Below are 18,747 nucleotides of genomic sequence, written 5' to 3'. Positions count from 1 at the left end.
CGTCACGCCTCGCTCTGTGCGCCGGACCGTGACCGCGCCACGATCGAGGAGGCGGTGAAGTTGACCGCCAGGGTGAGCAGGAACAGCGCCAGGCCCGCGGCCATCAGCGCCGACATGCCGAAGGTGGAGGCATCGCCGTAGTGCAGGGCGATGAGGGAGGAGACGGAGTTCGAGCCGGTCTGCAGGATGTGCGGCTGGATGGTGAAGACCGGGGAGATGATCAGGTAGACCGCGATGGTCTCGCCGAGCGCCCGGCCCAGGCCCAGCATGGTGCCGCCGATGATCCCGCCCATGCCGTACGGCAGCACGACCGCGCGGATCATGCCCCAGCGGGTGGCGCCGAGCGCGTAGGCGCCCTCCCGTTCACCGGCCGGCGCCTGCGCGAACACCTCGCGCATCACCGAGCACTGGATCGGCGCGACCATCAGCGCCACGACGATGCCGGCGACGAAGGTGGAGGCGGTGTAGACGCTCTGGGAGGCCAGCGGTTCACCCGGCTGCGTACCGTCGACGTGCAGGAACGGGATCCATCCGAACCAGTCCGACAGCCACCGGGACACCCCGATGACGTGCTGCTGGAGGAAGAAGAGCCCCCACAGGCCGTAGACCACGGACGGCACGGCGGCCATCAGGTCGACCATGGAGACGAGCGTGCGGCGCAGCGGGCGGGGCGCGATGTCCGAGATGAACAGGGCGGTCCCGAGGGCCAGCGGCACACTGATCGTGACGGCCACGGCGGCGATGAGCAGAGTGCCGGTGAGAACGGCCGCGATGCCGAAGCGGTGCACGTCCGGCTGCCATTGGGCAGTGGTGAGGAAGTCCCAGATTCCTCTGGTCCGCAGCGCCTGTCCGGCCCGGAGCAGCAGGAACAGCCCTACGGCGGCCATAATGGCGAGGACGATGACCCCGGAGGCCGTCAACTGGACCCGGAAGATCCGGTCCCCGAGCCCACGGGCGGGCGACGGCCGCCTGGGCACGGGTCTTTCGGATTCCGCCCCGGCGGAATCCTTGAGCGCGGACACCACTGTGCCCCCCTATACGAAGCGATTCTCCCCTACACGGCTCCGAATCGGGGTGCCGCGACCGAGAGTCAATGGCCGGTTCCTTGCGCACCAACGCGTCGAACATGGAGAGCAGGTGAACTGTTCATGCCATTTCAGTGGGGGAGGTGTGGGTGCCTGTGTACTGGAGGGTCGGGCGGGACGAGTCCCACGAGGCACCCGTACTGCTCAGGAGGCGTCGGGGCAGGGCGAGTTCGGTCGGATCGCGCCTGCTCGGGCGGGGCGGGGGCGGTCGTGCCGCGGCCCGGCCGGGCCGGGACGGGCGGAGGGCGAGGTTCAGCCGCGGCCCGCGCGGTCCAGGGCGCTCTTGACGGCCTGCTCGTCCTGCCCCAGCAGCGCCTTCTCCAGACTGTGGTCGTCGTGCCGGGAGAAGTGTTCGCCCTCGGCGACGTCCTCCTTGCTCAGCACGCGTCCGCACCACTCGCCCTGGTCGCCGGTGTGGTCGTCGAAGGGCACGGCCGCGCCCTCGCCGAGGACCGTCCAGCCGCCCTCGTGCCAGCGCAGGGCGAGCAGATAGGTGTGGCCGACCTGGAGACGGGGCGCGTCGGTGGCCATCTCGGCGACGCGGGTGCCGCTGGACCGGTAGACCTCCCAGCCGGGGGCCGCCATGTCGAAGGCGGTGCCGAGTGCGTGCCGGGGCGAGCTGCGCGACCACAGCCTGCTGTCGGTCCGGAAGCTCACCAGCCGGTCCATCGCGTACGCCACGGACCCCTTGGCGTAGGTCCGCCGGTTCGTCTCCCGCTCCCCGGTCGGACTGGCGACGACGACGTGATCGGCGTACGACACCCAGTCCTTCGCGGTCCGCGACGGATACGGGTCCCCCGACGTCCCGCACCCCGCCACCGACTCCAGCCCCGGCCTGCCGACCAGTACCCCGGCGACGATCCCGGCGGCGGCCAGCAGCGCGGCGACGGGCCGCGTCTGCAGGCGCCGGGGCATGACGAATCGTTCCCCCATGATGAAAGAGCCCCCGTGATCTCTGCGTCCCCTGTACGGCGGCGGAGGTGATCAAGATCCGCGAGCCGCGTTGATCACTTTAAGCACGGCCGAACGAAGGTGAACAAGGATCACCTTGGCCCGGCACAGAACTGTGACGCGGGGGCGGGCGGCTCAGCAGGCGTCGGCGACCGGGGAGAACTCCAGCCGGGCGCGGTCGTCCGCGGTCCGGGCGTCGCCGTAGACCGAGCGGCTGACCTCGTACCAGACGTCGTCCCGCCGCTTGTCGCCGTTCACGTCGTCCAGTTCCACACACCACTTCTCGGCGCGGACGGTCTTCCGGTAGGTCTCGGTGCCGCTGCGGACCTTGGTGCAGGACCGGTACCGCTCGGTCGTGTACCAGGTGCGGGTCGTGCGTCTGCTGCCGGTGCCGCTGCTGGAGGTGTGCCGGACCCGGCGCGTCGCGGTGGAGCACTTCCTGACCAGGCGGGGCCGGGTGGCCCGGACGGTCCTCGCGGTGACGTGCCGGACGGAGTCCTTCAGTCCGTGGACGGTGTCGTCCTGGGCGGAGGCGGAGCCGTCCGGGGCGGAGCCGGTCCCGGTGCTCGCCCCGGTGCCGGTGCCGGTGCCTGTGTCGTCCTGTCCGTAACTGACGCCGTTGTCGACACCGTTCCCGTCCCGGTCCCCGCCCCCGGAGCACGCGCCGAGCGTGCCGATCAGAATCGCGATGGCTCCGCTCACTATGAGCCGCTTTCCGAACATGAATCCCCCACCTCGCGAACAGTGCCGATCACCGGTCGGTGATCGCGCCGATTCTGCACGAGCCCCGATGCCGGGCCGGGGCAGGCCGGGTATAGCGTCGCCCAGTGGACCTGACCTGACCCGTTTCGTCCCCGACCGAAGGAGGGTGGGCCGCATGGCCGAGCTGACCGTGGGCCGGCTGCTGACGTCATGGCAGCCGGACCTGCCGGCGCTGCTGCTGGTCCTGGCCCTGGGCGGGCTGTACGGCTGGGGCGTGCTGCGCGTGCGCGGCAGGGGCGGGTCCTGGTCGCCGGCCCGGGCCGCCGCCTTCGCGGTGCTGGGCCTGGGCGCGCTGGTCGTCGCGACGATGTCCGGCCTGGCCGTCTACGACCATGTGCTGTTCTGGCCCGCGGCCGTGCAGAACATCCTGCTCGACCTGGTGGCCCCGCTCGGCCTGGCCCTGGGCGACCCGCTGCGGCTGGCGGCGGAGGCGCTGCCGGCGGGCGCCGCGGCGCGGGTCCGCCGCGCGATGACCGGCCGCCTGGTCCGCCTCCTGACCTTTCCCCTGGTCAGCACGGCCCTCGTACTCGCCACCGAGCTGACGATCTACTTCACCCCGTACTTCGCCACCGCGCTGCGCGTGGGCTGGCTGCACGAGCTGATGTACCTGCACCTGCTGGCGGCGGGCAGCCTCTTCGTCGTACCGGTCCTGACCCGCGAGGAGACCCTGCCGGCCTGGTGCACCCATCCGGTGCGGGCGGCCCTGGTCTTCCTGGACGGTGTGATCGACGCCGTCCCGGGAGTCGTCGTCATGACGCACGGCACGCTGATCGCCGGCGCGTGGTACCTGCACCACCACCCGTCCTGGGCCCCCGACGTCCGGCACGACCAGCAGATCGGCGGCGGCGCGATGCTGGGCATCGCCGAACTGGTCGCCCTGCCGTTCCTGCTGGCGATCCTGTTCCAGTGGGCGCGGACGGAACGCGTCCAGGCGGCGGCCCTCGACCGCCACCTGGACGAGCAGCTCGCCGTGGTCCCGGCGGTTGCCACGGCGTCCGCGGGTCTCCAGGCCGCTTCGGCCACCCCCGCCCCTGCCACCGACCGGGTCCGCCCCTGGTGGGAGACGGAGGAGAACGAGGTCGCCGCGAGAATCCGCCGCCAGCACGGCGAGAACTGACCGTTCGGCGGCGCAGCCGCCGTTCTGGGGGCGCGGGGCTGTATTGCATGTGCGGCTACCGCCGCGTGGGCGCGACCAGCCACGACGGCGCCGCAGACGAACGACGGCGCCGCGGACGAACGATGGCGCCGCGGACAACCGACGGCGCCGCGGACAACCGACGGCACATCGCGGCCACTCCAGCGGAGCGCCTAGCGCTGGTCGGCACGGAAGGTACCCGGGGTGCGCCCGGTCTCGCGGGTGAAGAACTTGCTGAAGTTGGTGGGTTCGGTGAAGCCGAGCCGGTGGCTGACGGCGGCGACGGGCAGGTCGGTGTGGGCCAGCAGCCGCTTGGCCTCCAGGGTGACGCGGGCGTCGATGAGCTGCCTGGCGGTGTGACCGGTGGCGCGCCGGCAGGCACGGTTGAGGGTCTTGAGGGAGTAGCCGAGCCGGGCGGCGTAGTCGTGGGCCTGGCGCAGGGTGGTGAAGGAGCGCTCCAGTTCGTGCTGGAAGAGGCGGTACGGCTCCTGCGCGGCCGGCACCAGCGCGGGACCCCCGGGGCCGGGCAGCCGGGCCGTGCGCAGGAGCACGCCGGCGAGGAGCTGGCGCAGCAGCTCTCTGGTGATCTCGGAGTCCTCGTCCCGCGTCGTGTACGCGCCGTATTCATCGGCCAGTTCGGCGAACGCGTGGCGGAAGCGGTCGTGGTCGGCGGGGCCGAGCTGCCAGGCGGCCGGGCCGAAGGGGTCGTCGGTGACGCGGGCGGTCGCCGGGAGCCGGGGCGGGAAGTCCGGGGTGAACAGGACGAGGGTGGCGTCGAGGCCGGCGGGGGTGCCGTCGGCCGCCGTGGGCAGGCGCTGCACCTGGCCGGGGCGGATGTGCAGCAGGGTGCCCGGCCGGCACGGACGGTCGACGAAGTCGACCATGGCGGTGCCGTGGCCGCGGTGGACCAGGGTGAGGTGGTGGAAGTCGGGCCGGTGGACCCGCCGGTACTCGTCGCCGGGCAACCGGCGGCGCAGGTCGGCGAAGGACAGCAGCTCCAGGCCCAGCCCGGGCCGGGTGGGGTTGCGATAACCCCGTTCGAGCACCAGCGGCACCGAAGGTTGTCCCGTTTCGACCATGGCCATGCCCGACTCTACCGTGCGCGCGGCCAGGCCCGCCGGGAGAGTGGGGGCGTGCCGACGGACCGACGTCGGCGAGAATTACCAGATCGGAGACATGGTCATGAGCAGCAAGGACATCGTCCTCAAGGCGGCCGGCGAGTTGTTCGGGGACCGCGACCCGGGTGCGGTGGACCGCTGGGTGGCCGCTGACTACCGTCAGCACAGCAGCCTGGCGGCGGACGGCCCGGAGGCGCTGCGCGCTCTGGTGGCAGGCCTTCCGGAGGACTTCCGTTACGAGGGCGCGCGAGTGATCGCCGACGGTGACCTGGTGGCGCTGCACGGCACCTACCACGGCTTCGGCCCCGTACCGCTGGTGGCGTTCGACCTGTTCCGGGTCGACGCGGACGGCCGGCTGGCCGAGCACTGGGACGCGCTGACGCCGGTGGTCACGGACACCGCCTCGGGCCGCTCCCAGACGGACGGCCCGAGCGCGCCGTCGGACCCGGACCGCACGGAGGCCAACCGTGCGCTGGTGGCCGAGTTCGCGCAGAAGGTGCTCGTCGGCGCCGACTACTCGGTCCTGACCGACTACATCTCCACCGACACCTACCGCCAGCACAACCCGGAGGCCGCCGACGGCCTGGACGGCTTCGGCGCGGCGGCCGCCAAGTGGGCGGAGCAGGGCAAGAACCTCGTCTACAAGACGGTTCACCAGGTCGTCGCCGAGGGCGACCTGGTCCTGCTCCAGTCCGAGGGCGAGTTCGGCGTCCCGGTCGCCTACTGGGACCTGTTCCGGGTGGCGGACGGCAGGATCGTCGAGCACTGGGACGTCATCGCCCCGGTCCCGGCCGAACTCCCGCACTCCAACGGGCTGTTCTGACGGACCGTGCCGAACCGGGCGCGGTCACGCGGTCGCGAGGGACACCTCGGTCGCCTTGATCAGCGCCACGACCGGTGCGCCGGCCGTCAGGCCGAGATCGCCGACCGCGTCCTTGGTGATCGCGGCGGTGAGGTCCTGGCCTCCGTCCACGGCGACCTTGACCGTGGCCATCGCCCCGCCGGTGGCCACGTCGCTGACCGTGCCGGGCAGCTGGTTGCGGATGGAGACGCCCGGCACGCGGGCGGTGGCGAGCGCGACCTCGGTGGACTTCACCATCGCGCGTACGGCCGAACCCTCGGCGAGCCCCAGCTCCCGCACCGCCTCCAGGGTGATCGCGGCCGTGAGCTCCTGGCCGCCGTCGAGACGGACCTTCACGGTCGCCATCACCTCGCCCGGCGTGACGGCGGTGACGGTGCCGGGGATCTGGTTGCGGATGCTCAGGCTCATGACGGGCCGCCTCACGGGGAAGGGAAAAGAGCTGAATTGATGGAATTTTTACCGACTTCGGCTCTCCAAGTTAGCGGGTTGGGCAGTCGGGCCGGTTCAGCGGCGCAGGCCCAGTGCGTCGGCGCCCGCGTAGCGGGCCTGGGGGCCCACATGAACCCGTCCGCCCAGCGATCCCGGGCGTGCCGGCAGGTCGAGGGGGCGGACGGACCGGTCGCGAGAGTGCCCCGGTCCGTGGTGGCGGACCGGGGCACTCGTCGCGAGGGTCAGCTGGTCGCCTCGGCGGCGTCCTCGATGAGATCGGCGACGATCCTGGGGTGGCTGATCATCACGACGTGGGACGAGCGCGGCACCTCGACGACCTTGCGCGCGTTCGCACGGCTGTACATCCAGCGCTCGCACGCCGGCGGGATCGCCTTGTCCCGGCCGGCGACCAGTCCCCACGACGGGATCGTCTTCCAGGCCGCGGCCGTGGTCGGGTAGATGAAGGAATCGGCGTCGAACGGCCGCTGCGTGGCCTGCAGGACCTGGAAGTCAGCGGTGGAGATGTCGGCGGCGAAGGCCGCCTGGCCGTCCTTGCCCAGGTACAGATCGATGCCGGTCGTGCCGTCGGCCTTCGTGTACGGGACCGGCACGCTCACCGGCTCGACCTCGCTGCCGGGGAACTTGGTGATGAGCTCCCCCTGCGTCTCGCCCACGTCGGGCACGAACGCCGCGATGTAGACCAGCGCCTTGACGTTGGTCTTCCCGGCAGCGGCGTTCGTGATGACCGTTCCGCCCATGGAGTGCGCGACCAGCACGACCGGTCCGCTGATGGAGTCCAGCAGACTCGCGATGTACGGGGCGTCGGTCGGAATACCCCGCAGCGGGTTCGACCCGCAGACCGTGGTGTAGCCCTTGTGCTGCAGCTCCTTGATGGTGGCGTTCCAGCAGGACGAATCGGCGTAGCCGCCATGCACCAGCACGACCGTGGGCTTCACCTTCGGCTGCTCCTCACCGGTACCGGCAGGAGCCGCCGCGTCGGCCGTTCCTGCCGCGCCGGCTGTCAGCGCCGCCGACCCGGCCAGCGCCGCTCCGGCGGCCAGTACCTGACGGCGGGAAACATCGGTGCTCATGGGACTCCTCGCACATGGGGTTGGGCAATGGGTCTGCCAGAGAGCTCGCCGCTGAGCTGCTGCCCGAGGGCGGCAGGCACCACCTGAACGGTGTGCCGTCAGGAGTTCGGCTCGGTCGGCTGGCTCAAGCGCACGGCCGAAATTGATCGGTGTGGCCTGCGATGGACCCTATGAAGACGCCTTTTCGGTGGCATCCGTCATGTGACCTGGATTCCGGGGCCGGGGGGACGGTGCGCGGCTCCCCGCACAGCGAGCCGCAGCGGTGACTCGCAGCGGTGACTCGCAGCAGTGACTCGCAGCGGCGACCCGCAGCGGTGCGGAATCCCGTTGCCATGGACGATCTCGCTGGTTAGCTTCGGCGCCATGGCGGATGACGAACCCACGCGCGCGGCGCGACTGCTGGATGCCCAGGCGAAGGCCGAGCGGCTCTTCGCGGAGATCGAGGAGCGCGGGCTGGTCGCGCCGGGCGAGGGGGAGCGGGTGGTCAGCGACCGCGTCCGTGACCTGGCCGACGAACTGTTCGGCACGACCCGGCACTGGCACAAGCGGATCGTGCGTTCGGGGCCGAACACGCTCAAGCCGTACCGGGAGAACCCGCCGGACCGGGTGATCGGCGCGGACGACATCGTGTTCGCCGACTTCGGGCCGATCTTCGAGGCGTACGAGGCCGACTTCGGCCGGACCTTCGTCCTCGGCGACGACCCGGTCAAGCACCGCCTCCGCGCCGACCTGGGGGAGATCTTCGCCGCGGGCCGCCGCTTCTTCGAGGCCGCCCCCGACATCACCGGGCAGCAGCTGTACGCGGAGGTGGAGCGGCGGGCCGCCGAGGCCGGCTGGGAACTGGGCGGCTGGCACGCCGGGCACCTGGTCGGCGAGTTCCCGCACGAGACCATCGACGGCGCCGACACGGAGTCGTACATCGCCCCCGCCAACGACACCCGACTCCGCCGCACCGACAAGGCCGGACGCACCTGCCACTGGATCCTGGAGATCCATCTCGTCGACCGGCAACGGGAGTTCGGCGGCTTCTACGAGGAACTCCTCACCCTCTGAGCCGAAATCACTTCGCGGAGAGCTCAAGTCGCCCCTCGCAAAAGGCATATGAGAGCCCCGAGTACGATCATCGCGAACTCGCTCTCTCCTACCTTTCACCGGCGCGACGGAGCTGCCATGACGACCAACCCACAGCCGTCTTTGTCGATCGACACCAGCAGGGCTCATCCCGCGCGGGTCTACGACTGGCTGCTCGGCGGCAAGGACAACTACCCGGTCGACGAGGCGGTCGGTCAGAAGCTGCCGCCCGAGGCGCGGGACGCCGCCCGGCAGAACCGTCAGTTCATGCACCGGGCGGCCGCGTGGCTCGCCAAGGAGGGCATCGACCAGTTCCTGGACATCGGCACCGGAATCCCCACCGAGCCGAACCTGCACCAGATCGTGCAGAACGTCGTGCCGTCGGCCAAGGTCGTCTACACCGACAACGACCCGATCGTCCTCCGGCACGCCGAGGCGCTGCTGATCAGCCGCCCGGAGGGGGCCACCGACTACATCCAGGCCGATGTGCGCGACCCGGAGGCGATCGTCCGGCATGCCCGGCACGTCCTGGACTTCGACCGCCCCGTCGCGCTGTCCCTCATCGCGCTGATGCACTTCATCAGCGACGAGCAGGGCGCCCACGGCATAGTCCGCGCCCTGCTCGACACGCTGCCCTCGGGCAGCTACCTGATCCTGTCGCACGCCGCGTCCGACCTGTATCCGGACCTCGTCGAACAGGTCGTCGCCGAGTACGCCAGGGGCGGCATCAGGCTCGCCTTCCGCACCCGCCCGGAGGTGGAGCGCTTCTTCGACGGCCTGGACCTCGTGCCGCCCGGCCTGGTGACGGCGACCGAGTGGTTCGCCACCACCCCGGCCCCGGAACCCGAGGGCAGCGGCATCTACTCGGGAGTGGCCCGCATCCGCTGACCCCCTCGGCTGCCACCTGCCGAGCAGCCGCCATCCGGCCTGCACGGCACATCAACTGCTTGCGAGAGACGTTCAGCCCAGCTCGGCCACGGGGTGTGCCGTGGCCGAGGTGTCGCGCAGGCCGAGGCGCAGGTGCTCGACGTGGTAGAGGGCCTGGTCCAGGAGTTCGGCGACGTGGTTGTCGTAGAGGGCGTAGATGACCGAGCGGCCCCGGCGCTCGGTGGTGACCAGGCCGAGATTGCGGAGCAGACGCAGTTGGTGGGAGCACGCGGACTGTTCCATGCCGACGGCGTCGGCGAGTTCCGTCGCCGCGCACGGGCCCTCCTGGAGGCGGGTCAGGATGCGCAGCCGGGACGGGGTGGCCAGCGCCTGGAGCGTGGCGGCCACGTCGCCGGCGCCGACGGCCTCCAGGCGCTCGCGTGCGGTGGCGGTGGTGGTCCGTCCGTCAGCTCCATGGCCCATGGGCTCCATCCTACGGAGAACCATCCATGAACACATGAATGGGTCTTCATGTGGTCCTGTACGGTGGAGAGCGCGGTGCCGGGGTTCCGGTTGCCCGCAGATCCGTCATGCCCTCGTGAAGGACCCCGCCCGATGACCTCCACCCTCGTCACACCGCCGGTCCCGGCCGACCGGACCGCCGATGCGCGCAGAGCCGCCGTGCCCCGGCGTCGCACCCGGGTCCTCGCACTGTCCGAGGCACGGTGGGCGGCGGTCGCCCTGCTGCTGTTCCTGGTGGCGCTGCCCCTCCGGCCGACCGGCGCCCCGGCCTGGACCTGGGGCCCGCTGTACGCGCTGACCTACGCGGCCGGCGGCTGGGAACCGGGCTGGGCCGGGCTCCGGGCGCTGAAGGAGAAGACCCTCGACGTCGACCTGCTGATGGTCGTCGCGGCACTCGGCGCGGCGGCGATCGGGCAGGTGACGGACGGCGCACTGCTGATCGTCATCTTCGCCGTTTCCGGCGCCCTGGAGGCACTGGCCACCGCCCGCACCGCCGACTCGGTACGCGGTCTGCTCGACCTGGCCCCGGCCACCGCCACCCGGATCACGGACGACGGCGCCGAGGTCGCGGTGGCCGTCGGGGAACTGCGCGTCGGCGACACGATCCTGGTGCGGCCCGGCGAGCGCATCGGGGCGGACGGCCGCGTGGTGGACGGGGCCGGTGACGTCGACCAGGCGACCATCACCGGTGAGCCCCTGCCGGTGGCCAAGGAGCCGGGCGACGAGGTCTTCGCCGGGACCCTCAACGGCACCGGCTCGCTCCGTGTCCGGGTCGGGCGCGACCCCTCCGACTCGGTGATCGCCCGGATCGTGCGCATGGTCGAGGAGGCGTCGGAGACCAAGGCGCCCACCCAGCTGTTCATCGAGAAAGTCGAACAGCGCTACTCGCTCGGCATGGTCGCCGCGACCCTCGCCGTCTTCCTCGTGCCGCTCGCCTTCGGCGCCGCACTGACCGGCTCGCTGCTGCGGGCCATGACCTTCATGATCGTCGCCTCGCCGTGCGCGGTCGTCCTCGCGACGATGCCGCCGCTGCTGTCGGCGATCGCCAACGCCGGACGGCACGGTGTGCTGGTCAAGTCCGCGGTGGTCATGGAGCGGCTCGGCGAGGTCGACACGGTCGCGTTGGACAAGACCGGCACGCTGACCGAGGGCACCCCGCGCGTCACCGACGTCCGGCCGCTGCCGGACTCCGGCCTGGACGAGGCCGCGCTGCTCACCGTGGCCGCCGCGGCCGAGCACCCCAGCGAACACCCGCTGGCCCGAGCCGTCGTGGACGCGGCACGGGAGAAGGGCCTCGTCCTTCCGGCGGCCGACGGCTTCGGTTCGACGCCCGGGGTCGGCGTACGGGCCACCGTGGACGGGCAAACGGTCGTGGTCGGGGCTCCCGCGCGGCTGCTCGCCGGTGCCGGGGGTGCCGGGGGCGCCGGCTCGGCGCGTGCGTCGGTCCTCGCCGCCGAGTTGGAGGACGGCGGCCGGACCGCCGTTCTGGTCATGGCGGACGGCGAGCCCCTCGGTGTCCTCGGCATCGCCGACCGTCTCCGCCCGGACGGCACGGCCACCGTCGCCTCTCTCGCGGCTCTGACCGCAACGGCGCCTGTCCTGCTGACCGGGGACAATCCACGCGCCGCAGCCCTGCTGGCCGCCGAGGCCGGCATCGAGGACGTGCGCGCCGGATTGCTGCCCGAGCACAAGGCGCAAGCGGTCCGGGAACTGGCGGAATCCGGCCGCAAGGTGATGGTCGTCGGCGACGGCGTCAACGACGCGCCCGCGCTGGCCGCCGCCCACACCGGCATCGCGATGGGCCGGGCGGGCTCGGACCTGGCGCTGGAGACCGCCGACGCGGTCATCGTCCGTGACGAACTGGCCACCGTCCCGGCCGTGATCTCGCTGTCCCGGCGGGCACGCACGCTGGTCGTCCAGAACCTGGTGATCGCGGGCGTGTTCATCGCCGCCCTGGCCGTCTGGGACCTGGCCGGGACTCTGCCGCTGCCGCTCGGTGTGGCGGGCCACGAGGGATCCACCGTCCTCGTCGGCCTCAACGGACTCCGCCTGCTGCGCGAGACCGCCTGGAAGCGGGCTGCCCGATGAGCCGCCGCAGGACGCCGGTCGCGCAGCCGGCACCCCGGTGCACGGTCACCGTGTGCCGAGGTTGCTGCTGCGGTACGGCCAAGGTGCCCGGTGTCGACCACGCTGCCCAACTCGCCACTCTCAAAGCCGAATTGGCCGGCGTGGCGCAGGTCCGGGTCGTGAACTGCCTGGACGCCTGCGAACAGGCCGACGTCATCGTCGTCCAGCCGTCCCCGGCCGGGCGAGCGGCCGGCGGCCGACCGGTGTGGCTCGGTCTGGTCAACGACCCTGACGCGACGGCCGACATCGCCGCCTGGGTCCGCGCCGGGGGCCCGGGTCTGAGCGAGCCGCCGGAGATCCTGGACCTGTACGAGTTCAGCCCGTCGCGGCGGGTTCGGCGCGGCGTCGAGGACTGACACCGCTCCGCCTGTCGGCCGAACGCGTGCAGCGCGCCCGCGAGGTGGGGCGCGAAGCCTCACGATCGGGAGCGGGAGTTCGCGGGCTTCCACGGGGAGCTGCTCATCCTCCGACACCCATACTCGATCCATGGGGACTGTGACAGCGTTGTACCGATATCCCGTGAAGTCCATGCTGGGTGAGGCCGTGATCGCCGTGGCCGTCACTAAGCGCGGATTCACCGGCGACCGGGCGTACGCCGTACTCGACGAGACGGGTGCCGTGGGCAGCGCCAAACACCCGCGTAAATGGGGAGCCCTGCTGCGCTGCCGAAGCCGTGTGGACGAGTCCGGAGTCGTCCAGGTCGTACTGCCCGACGGTACGGCCCTGCCGGTGGAAGACCCGGACCTGGACGTGCGGCTGTCCGAGTTGCTGGGCCGTCAGGTGTTCGTTTCGGCCGTCGTCCCGGAACACGGCAGGCTGGAGCGCGCTGTGCCGGAGTACGAGGGCGGTGTCCCGGAGGCCGTGCGGGAGACCGCTGCTGTCGATGCCACAGGGGCGAGCATCACGACCGGCAGCGTGGCCCCCGGGACCTTCTTCGACTTCGGCCGGGTCCATCTCGTCACCACGGCGTCCCTTGCCCGGATGCGAACCGTCCACCCCGGCGGAGACTTCGACGCGCGCCGCTTCAGGCCCAACCTGGTCGTGAACACCGACGGGGAACCGGGCTTCCCGGAGGACGCCTGGCCGGGATCCCGCCTGCGGGTGGGCGAGGCACTGTTCCGGGTGGTGGTGCCCACGCCGCGCTGCGTGATGCCCGCCCTCGCCCACGACGAACTGCCGGCCGACCCCGGCATCATGCGCGCGGTCGCCCGTGAACACCGCGTTCCGGTGTTCGACCTGGGGCGGCTCTCATGTCTCGGCGTGTACCTCGACGTGCTGGAAGCGGGAGCGGTCCGTGTCGGCGACACGATCACCGTGCAGGAAGCCGCCTGACCATACGGAGCCGGAGGACGCGTCGGACTGGTTGGTACTGGTTCCCGGGCTCGTGTGCCCTGGACGTGCCCTGGACGTGCCCTGGAGTCCGCCGGGGTTACGGCCGAGGACCGGGGGCCCGGCAAGCGCGTCAGGCGGGCTCTGCCGGTGCGGGGACCGGTTCCGCCCGTTGAATGCATGGCACACTCACCCCCGCGGTGCCGTGAACCGGCGCCTGCTCAGGGTTTCGGCGCCCCTCGGCGTCGGCCGAGTCGGAAGAGGTGGCTGCGTGTCAGATCCCATCCAGTCCGTGTCCCGAGCCGCGGCCGTACTGCGGCTTCTCGCCACGGGGCAGTGCCGGTTCGGCCTCTCCGACACCGCTGCCGCCCTGGGGCTGCCGAAGGGCACGGTGCACGGAATTCTGCACACGCTCCGGCGAGAGGGCCTCGTCGAGCAGGACCCGGCGTCCGGCAAGTACCGGCTGGGCGCCGAGTCGGTGAGGCTGGGCGGTGCTTACCTCCAGCGCCACGACTTACGTGCCCGCGCGCTCCCCTGGGCCGACGACCTGTCCCGGACCACCGGCGAACAGGTGTTTGTGGGCGTGCCGCACAGGTCGGGCGTACTGATCATCCATCACGTCGTCCGGCCCGGCGAGACGAGGCAGGTGGTGGAGACCGGCACCATGGTGTTGGCCGAGGGAACGGCACTGGGCGCGGTCCTCGCCGCTCCGGCAACCCCGGCCGGCCTTCTGGAGGCCGCCCGGGAGCGGGGCTGGGCCTGCGCTCCTGAACCGGCACGGTACGGGGCGGTCTCCCTCGCCGCACCGATCCGCGACATGCGGGATGCCGTCGCCGCGGTGAGCATCACGGGAGCCGTCGACCGCATCTGCGACGGCGGCAAGGCACGAGGCTCGCTGGTCTCCGCGGTCAGGAACTGTGCCCGCGCCATCTCCCACGATCTGGGCGCCGACCGCCCGTAAGGCGACGGCCCGTAAGGCGACGGCTCGGCCGGCTCACGCCTGGAACTCGGTGAGATCGATGGTGTGAACGTGCAGCGGATAGCCGTACACCGGGTGCGCCGTCTCTCGCTCCAGCGTCATGCCGAGCTTGCGGATGACGTTCTCGGAGGCGTCGTCCCCCACCCGGCTGATGCTGATGACGCGGTCGAGGCCGCGGTCCTGGAGCGCGAACTCCAGCGTGGCCTGGGCGGCTTCGGATGCGTATCCCTGGCCCCAGAACGGTGAGCCGAGCCGCCAGCTGATCGCCACGGCGGGCAGGACCTCCGGCAGGAACTCGGGCACGGACAGACCCGTGAAGCCGGCGAGCTCACCCGAAGCGAGCAGCTCGACGGCGAAGAGTCCGAACCCCTCCTCGTCCCATTCCTCCTCCCACTGCTCGATGGCTTCCGCCGTGTGGTCCAGGTCGAGCACCGAGCCGTCGTCGATCCAGCGCATGACCTGAGGGTCCGCGTTGATGTCCGCCATGGACACGAGGTCGTCGTCATACCAGCGACGGAGGAGGAGGCGGGGGGTACGGATCTCGGTCATGGCGCTCATCCTGCCGAAGGCAACGGCCTCATGGGTAATCGGTGCTGCGCAGGGGCTCGGACGGGTACGCGGACGGCTGGATCGCCGAGCAGCGTGCGCGGGCCGAGGCCGACCGCCTGTTCCTGGCACTGCCGAGGTTCATGACAGCGGCGACCGTACGGTGAAGCGGTGGCCGCCCGGTGCGGACCCGGGGCGGCGGTGGCTGTCACATGCGGGGGCCGGACGGTGTCTTCATGCCGAACAGCCCACAGGGACGCGTGCAAGGAGAGACATCATGACGCTGCGCCTGCCGAAGGCCGAGCTTCCCGCCGAGCTCAAGGAGAACATGATCAAGCAGTTGGGCGTCGTGCCCGAGAACGTCGAGGTGCTGTGGCACAGCCCCCGGGTGACCCAGGACAACCTGGAGTTCGGTGCCAGGGTGGGGGCGTGGGACGCGGTGGACCCGGTGGAACGCGCGGTGTTCGTGCTCCGTGAGGTCTTCGACATGCCGCATGACGAGGTGGCCGAGGCGGTGGGCAGGACCCCCGCCGCGGTCCGGCAGATCGCCCGGCGGGCCCGGAACCACGTCGCCGCCCGTCAACCACGCGTCAACGTGAGCCCGATGGAGCACAAGGCCGTGCTGGACCGGTTCCTCGCCGCGCTGCACACCGGTCGCATCCAGGACCTTCTGGAGATCATGGCGCCGGATGTGATCCTCGTCGCCGACGGAGGCGGGCTCACGGCCGCCGCACTGACCCCCGTCCACGGGGCCGAGCTCGTGGCGACGATGCTCGCCGGCACGGAACGGCGCGAGTCCGAGACCATGCTGGTGTGGCTCAACGGCGCCCCCGCGATCCGGATCCGATCCGACAGCGGACCGGCCGCGGTCAGCCTCCTGATCGAGAACGGGCGCATCACCCGGATCTATGCGACATCCAACCCACAGAAACTGACACGAATCGACAAACCGACCGATCTCACCAGGTAGCACACGGGCAGGTGTTCCGGACATGCCGCACCCGGAACACCACCCACGGCGGGATCGGCTGAGGATCAGGACAGGCGCCCTGGCCGCCTGACGCCCCACTCCGGCACCAAAAAGGGCGAGGCCCGAAGACCCCGCCCGCTACCACCGAAACCCCAGCTCAGGGCCACACCAGGCAATACGGCTGATGCCCCGCCTCATGCAGCCGGTGCGAGAAGTCCTGCCACTCGTGCAGCGATTGGTGAGGTGAGGGCGCTGACCTGGGACTTCGCAAGGGAATGTGCGTTGACCTGGGAAAACTCCTCTCGGTAGTTCTCGCGGGTCAACGGCGTTTCCCAGGCTCATGTGCCCTGGATGTGCCCTCGCGCGGGTAGTCCACCAGTTGCCACTGCTGAAGCGCCGCCCATCCTGCGCCGTCTGAACGACACCGGGACGCTAAGCGGCGACACCGCCGTGGGCGCGTTCGTTGCCCGCGGTGCCTTCGCCCGCGCCCTGAAGAACCTGACTAAGCTCATCGACGCACTGGGGCACTGACCGCCTACCCCTGCTCGGCCCACCGCTATGCCCATGCTGCCGAACAACAGAGGGCGGGGGCAGGCGGTGATCGCAGAGACCAGGGCTCGTCCGCCGTCGATTGTCGGTGCCGGGCGTCATGCTGGTCGCTGTGACGATGACACCGTACGGGCGTCCTGTCGTGGACGCCGACGACCCGGCCACCTGGCCCGGCCCTCTGGCCAAGCTCGTAGACGAACTCGCCAGGGACTCCGAACGCACGGGCCTGGCCGACTACAGGGACCTGTCCCTGTACGAGTACGAGGACCAGATGCACCGGCTCCTGGACGGACACCTGGTGCGCGCGTGGCACTGCACCCGTCTCCTCGACCACGAAGTTGACGCTATCCGGAGCCAGGGCCTGCGGAGGCTGGACGCGAACCTCGTCGAAGGCCGGCTCAGTGAAGCGCACCGACGTGGTCTGCTCACGGACGAGCAATACACGGCGCTGAAGGCGAAGCACAGCCTCGCTCCCGGTGTGAAGAACAGGGGGCGGCGCGAGGGGCAAGTCTGCCTGGCCTTGTCCACAGCTGCGTTCCATGACGAGCCGGACGGGTTTTGGCGTCTGCTGGCCCACTGGGGCGGCGAAAGCCTCTACGCCTACCACGAGCAGGACCCAGACCTGGCGGGCGTCCTGCGGAATCTGGGAAAGCCCGCCGTGGTGACGGCGCTCATCGACCTGTCCGATCCGCGTGCCCACTCGGTGTACACCGCTCTGCCGAACCTCTTCGTCGGTAAGGCCCTTGGCACTCAGCCAGCCCACGCGGAGGTCTTCTACCGCTTCGCCATCCCGGCCGAACACATCGAGTCCATCGCCCACCCTGGTGACGACGACTACGATCGCTTCCCTCGGTCTGGATGGTGCGACGACGGACAACGAGGGAAGCCAGATGGCGGCAGGCATCGGTGACTACCAAGGCAAGTGCCGGGACGGCGCCTTGCACGCCTTCGGGACTGCGCGCATCTTCGAGCAGCGGGCCAACCGTCTGAAGCGCAAAACCGACGCGCTTACCTGGGTTGGTCTCGTTGTCCCCCTGCTTATCGGAGCACTCGTGGGGACGTTTGGCCGGAACAAGCTCTGGGGCCTCGTCATCACCATTGCTGCGGTGATCGCGGCCGTGCAGCTCGCAATGAGCCTGTGGTCCCTCATCAAGCGTTGGCCGGAGGAACTGGCCTACTCCTCAGGCTCAGTCGCGGCCAACGACTCGTTGGCTACAAGATACACCGCGCTGGCTGATGACCCGCCGGCGCTCGCAACGTTGCGGGTTCAGTTCGAGAAGCTTGAGGTTGAAGACACCTCAAGGCGGGACAGGGACAGCGAGAAGGGCGTAACGGAGAAGGAGCGCCGTATGGGCATGCGGGCTGCGCTCCGCAAGTACCAACGCGCGTGCGCGGCCTGCCTAGTAGTCCCCACGACGATGGAACCGTCAACCTGCGGTGTCTGTGGTCAGTTTTAACTGCGAGCAAGGGATCAATAGATGGACAACCAGGTATCGACCGTAATGCGAGGTTTCCTCGCTCTCACGCCAGCTCAGCAGAACGAATACATTGCCGCCCTCAGTGAGTACGTCCAGGGCGGTCCCCTTACTCAGGACCGCATCCGCCGTGAATCCACACGGAACTGGGGCCCGATTACGAAGGTCGACCTCGGCCCGACGACTACCCACACTTGCACTTGCTGCGGTAGGTAATGCAAGGGGAAGCAACGTCTAACCGCCAGTTACGCGTCGTGCCTTTCCCCGTGCTGCCCGGGTGCTACATGGTGGTTCTGAAGGCAGCGCAGCAATCGCCGGTCCTGTCGGCACGCGGTTGTTGCTCGTGCAGCCAGGCCGGCCTCAAGGGGCGGCGAACGGCCACTGCTCCGGCCGTCTACGCGGCTGGAGTTGCTCCTGCGGGCGGGCCGCAGACCGCCCGCAGTGCGCACTCGAAGAGCACGTTGATGTCGGCATCCAGGCGGGCGACCTCGTACAGCGCCTTGATCACATCGAACGGGAGGGTGAGCTCCTGATGCGCCTCGGTCTCTAGGTTCGGGTATTGGACAAGGCCGAAGTTGCAGGAGCGGGCCTGATCCGAGTCGGCGACACGCTATTGGGCTTGGCGGGCTGCCTCGAATCACGACGCGGATAGTGCTGGCGTTGACCCACAGGTTCTCGTCCAGGGAGGCCCCGGCGACCGCCTACTCGGCGCCCGCCCTGCCACCGAGGTTCCCAACCGTCAGCGCGGTGGGCACCACCACGTTGTCCCGGTTGTCTAGGAGGTTGGCAGGCGGGTCCTGGTCCGCGCTCATGGGCGGGATGGACTGCGGGATGGACCTCACCGTGATCGGGTCGTCCACTGCACGGCACGGTGCTGCA

21 protein-coding genes are annotated in these 18,747 nt (G+C 70.5%); 12 read left to right on the top strand and 9 right to left on the bottom strand.

All coding sequences use genetic code 11. From position 1 onward, the window contains the following. Positions 1–2: 2 nt before the first annotated feature. The 3 genes from pstC to SSP29_RS07740 form a co-directional block, all read right to left on the bottom strand. The gene (gene pstC, locus SSP29_RS07750) at positions 3–977 is read right to left on the bottom strand and encodes a phosphate ABC transporter permease subunit PstC (protein ID WP_167449866.1); all 975 of its coding nucleotides are present in this window, start codon (positions 975–977) and stop codon (positions 3–5) included. Positions 978–1,337: 360 nt separating this feature from the next. Then, complete coding sequence (locus SSP29_RS07745) at positions 1,338–2,000, bottom strand: hypothetical protein (protein WP_150133733.1); 663 nt, start codon at positions 1,998–2,000, stop codon at positions 1,338–1,340. A gap of 171 nt (positions 2,001–2,171) precedes the next feature. Beyond that, positions 2,172–2,759, bottom strand: coding sequence for a hypothetical protein (locus tag SSP29_RS07740; RefSeq protein WP_089099669.1), 588 nt, complete (start codon positions 2,757–2,759; stop codon positions 2,172–2,174). Positions 2,760–2,913: 154 nt separating this feature from the next. Here SSP29_RS07740 and SSP29_RS07735 point away from each other — a divergent pair, with 154 nt between their 5' ends. After that, positions 2,914–3,915 (top strand): cytochrome c oxidase assembly protein, encoded by a 1,002-nt coding sequence (locus tag SSP29_RS07735; RefSeq protein WP_089099668.1) that lies wholly within the window; start codon positions 2,914–2,916, stop codon positions 3,913–3,915. 191 nt (positions 3,916–4,106) lie between these two features. On the opposite strand, the gene SSP29_RS07730 is transcribed toward SSP29_RS07735, so the two are convergent. Further along, a complete protein-coding gene (locus SSP29_RS07730) occupies positions 4,107–5,018 on the bottom strand; it encodes an AraC family transcriptional regulator (RefSeq protein ID WP_089099667.1) in 912 nt (303 codons plus the stop codon). Positions 5,019–5,115: 97 nt separating this feature from the next. Between SSP29_RS07730 and SSP29_RS07725 the strand changes: the two genes are divergently transcribed. Then, entirely contained in the window at positions 5,116–5,874 is a 759-nt protein-coding gene (locus SSP29_RS07725) for a nuclear transport factor 2 family protein (protein ID WP_167449865.1), read from the top strand. A 24-nt stretch (positions 5,875–5,898) separates the two neighbouring features. On the opposite strand, the gene SSP29_RS07720 is transcribed toward SSP29_RS07725, so the two are convergent. Both SSP29_RS07720 and SSP29_RS07715 read right to left on the bottom strand, forming a co-directional pair. After that, complete coding sequence (locus tag SSP29_RS07720) at positions 5,899–6,321, bottom strand: TOBE domain-containing protein (protein ID WP_089099665.1); 423 nt, start codon at positions 6,319–6,321, stop codon at positions 5,899–5,901. 263 nt (positions 6,322–6,584) lie between these two features. Then, complete coding sequence (locus SSP29_RS07715) at positions 6,585–7,433, bottom strand: alpha/beta fold hydrolase (protein ID WP_089099664.1); 849 nt, start codon at positions 7,431–7,433, stop codon at positions 6,585–6,587. Positions 7,434–7,796: 363 nt separating this feature from the next. On the opposite strand from SSP29_RS07715, the gene SSP29_RS07710 reads away from it, so the two are divergent. Both SSP29_RS07710 and SSP29_RS07705 read left to right on the top strand, forming a co-directional pair. Further along, complete coding sequence (locus tag SSP29_RS07710) at positions 7,797–8,486, top strand: M24 family metallopeptidase (protein WP_089099663.1); 690 nt, start codon at positions 7,797–7,799, stop codon at positions 8,484–8,486. Between the two features lie 117 nt (positions 8,487–8,603). Next, the gene (locus SSP29_RS07705; protein WP_089099662.1) at positions 8,604–9,392 is read left to right on the top strand and encodes an SAM-dependent methyltransferase; all 789 of its coding nucleotides are present in this window, start codon (positions 8,604–8,606) and stop codon (positions 9,390–9,392) included. Positions 9,393–9,464: 72 nt separating this feature from the next. Here SSP29_RS07705 and SSP29_RS07700 read toward each other — a convergent pair whose 3' ends face one another. Continuing rightward, complete coding sequence (locus SSP29_RS07700) at positions 9,465–9,854, bottom strand: ArsR/SmtB family transcription factor (protein ID WP_089099661.1); 390 nt, start codon at positions 9,852–9,854, stop codon at positions 9,465–9,467. A gap of 132 nt (positions 9,855–9,986) precedes the next feature. Here SSP29_RS07700 and SSP29_RS07695 point away from each other — a divergent pair, with 132 nt between their 5' ends. From SSP29_RS07695 to SSP29_RS55120, 4 genes are all read left to right on the top strand, one after another. Beyond that, positions 9,987–11,981, top strand: a complete 1,995-nt coding sequence (locus SSP29_RS07695; RefSeq protein ID WP_089099660.1) for a heavy metal translocating P-type ATPase — start codon at positions 9,987–9,989, stop codon at positions 11,979–11,981. Further along, entirely contained in the window at positions 11,978–12,376 is a 399-nt protein-coding gene (locus tag SSP29_RS07690) for a hypothetical protein (protein ID WP_089099659.1), read from the top strand. Before SSP29_RS07695 ends, SSP29_RS07690 begins: the two co-directional genes overlap by 4 nt. A 130-nt stretch (positions 12,377–12,506) precedes the next feature. Further along, positions 12,507–13,352, top strand: coding sequence for an MOSC domain-containing protein (locus SSP29_RS07685; RefSeq protein ID WP_089099658.1), 846 nt, complete (start codon positions 12,507–12,509; stop codon positions 13,350–13,352). Between the two features lie 268 nt (positions 13,353–13,620). Then, on the top strand, positions 13,621–14,310 hold the full coding sequence (locus SSP29_RS55120) for an IclR family transcriptional regulator (RefSeq protein ID WP_089099657.1): 690 nt from the start codon (positions 13,621–13,623) through the stop codon (positions 14,308–14,310). A 33-nt stretch (positions 14,311–14,343) separates the two neighbouring features. On the opposite strand, the gene SSP29_RS07675 is transcribed toward SSP29_RS55120, so the two are convergent. Next, positions 14,344–14,877, bottom strand: a complete 534-nt coding sequence (locus tag SSP29_RS07675) for a GNAT family N-acetyltransferase (RefSeq protein ID WP_089099656.1) — start codon at positions 14,875–14,877, stop codon at positions 14,344–14,346. 41 nt (positions 14,878–14,918) lie between these two features. Between SSP29_RS07675 and SSP29_RS60870 the strand changes: the two genes are divergently transcribed. From SSP29_RS60870 to SSP29_RS07655, 4 genes are all read left to right on the top strand, one after another. Beyond that, positions 14,919–15,041 carry a hypothetical protein gene (locus SSP29_RS60870; RefSeq protein ID WP_275539748.1) on the top strand — a complete coding sequence of 41 codons (123 nt, stop codon included), beginning with the start codon at positions 14,919–14,921 and terminating at the stop codon, positions 15,039–15,041. 110 nt (positions 15,042–15,151) lie between these two features. Then, positions 15,152–15,844 carry a sigma factor-like helix-turn-helix DNA-binding protein gene (locus tag SSP29_RS07670; protein ID WP_089099655.1) on the top strand — a complete coding sequence of 231 codons (693 nt, stop codon included), beginning with the start codon at positions 15,152–15,154 and terminating at the stop codon, positions 15,842–15,844. Between the two features lie 691 nt (positions 15,845–16,535). Beyond that, positions 16,536–17,303: a hypothetical protein gene (locus SSP29_RS07660; RefSeq protein WP_150133724.1), complete on the top strand. Its 768-nt coding sequence runs from the start codon at positions 16,536–16,538 to the stop codon at positions 17,301–17,303. Further along, the gene (locus tag SSP29_RS07655; RefSeq protein ID WP_089099654.1) at positions 17,284–17,850 is read left to right on the top strand and encodes a mobilome CxxCx(11)CxxC protein; all 567 of its coding nucleotides are present in this window, start codon (positions 17,284–17,286) and stop codon (positions 17,848–17,850) included. The genes SSP29_RS07660 and SSP29_RS07655 overlap by 20 nt, the downstream gene beginning before the upstream one ends. A gap of 719 nt (positions 17,851–18,569) precedes the next feature. On the opposite strand, the gene SSP29_RS58340 is transcribed toward SSP29_RS07655, so the two are convergent. Further along, positions 18,570–18,728 (bottom strand): hypothetical protein, encoded by a 159-nt coding sequence (locus SSP29_RS58340; RefSeq protein ID WP_167449864.1) that lies wholly within the window; start codon positions 18,726–18,728, stop codon positions 18,570–18,572. Positions 18,729–18,747 lie beyond the last annotated feature (19 nt).

It is taken from the genome of Streptomyces hyaluromycini (assembly GCF_002217755.1).
GTDB lineage: Bacteria > Actinomycetota > Actinomycetes > Streptomycetales > Streptomycetaceae > Streptomyces > Streptomyces hyaluromycini.
This window is presented reverse-complemented; position numbering and strand designations above follow the sequence as displayed.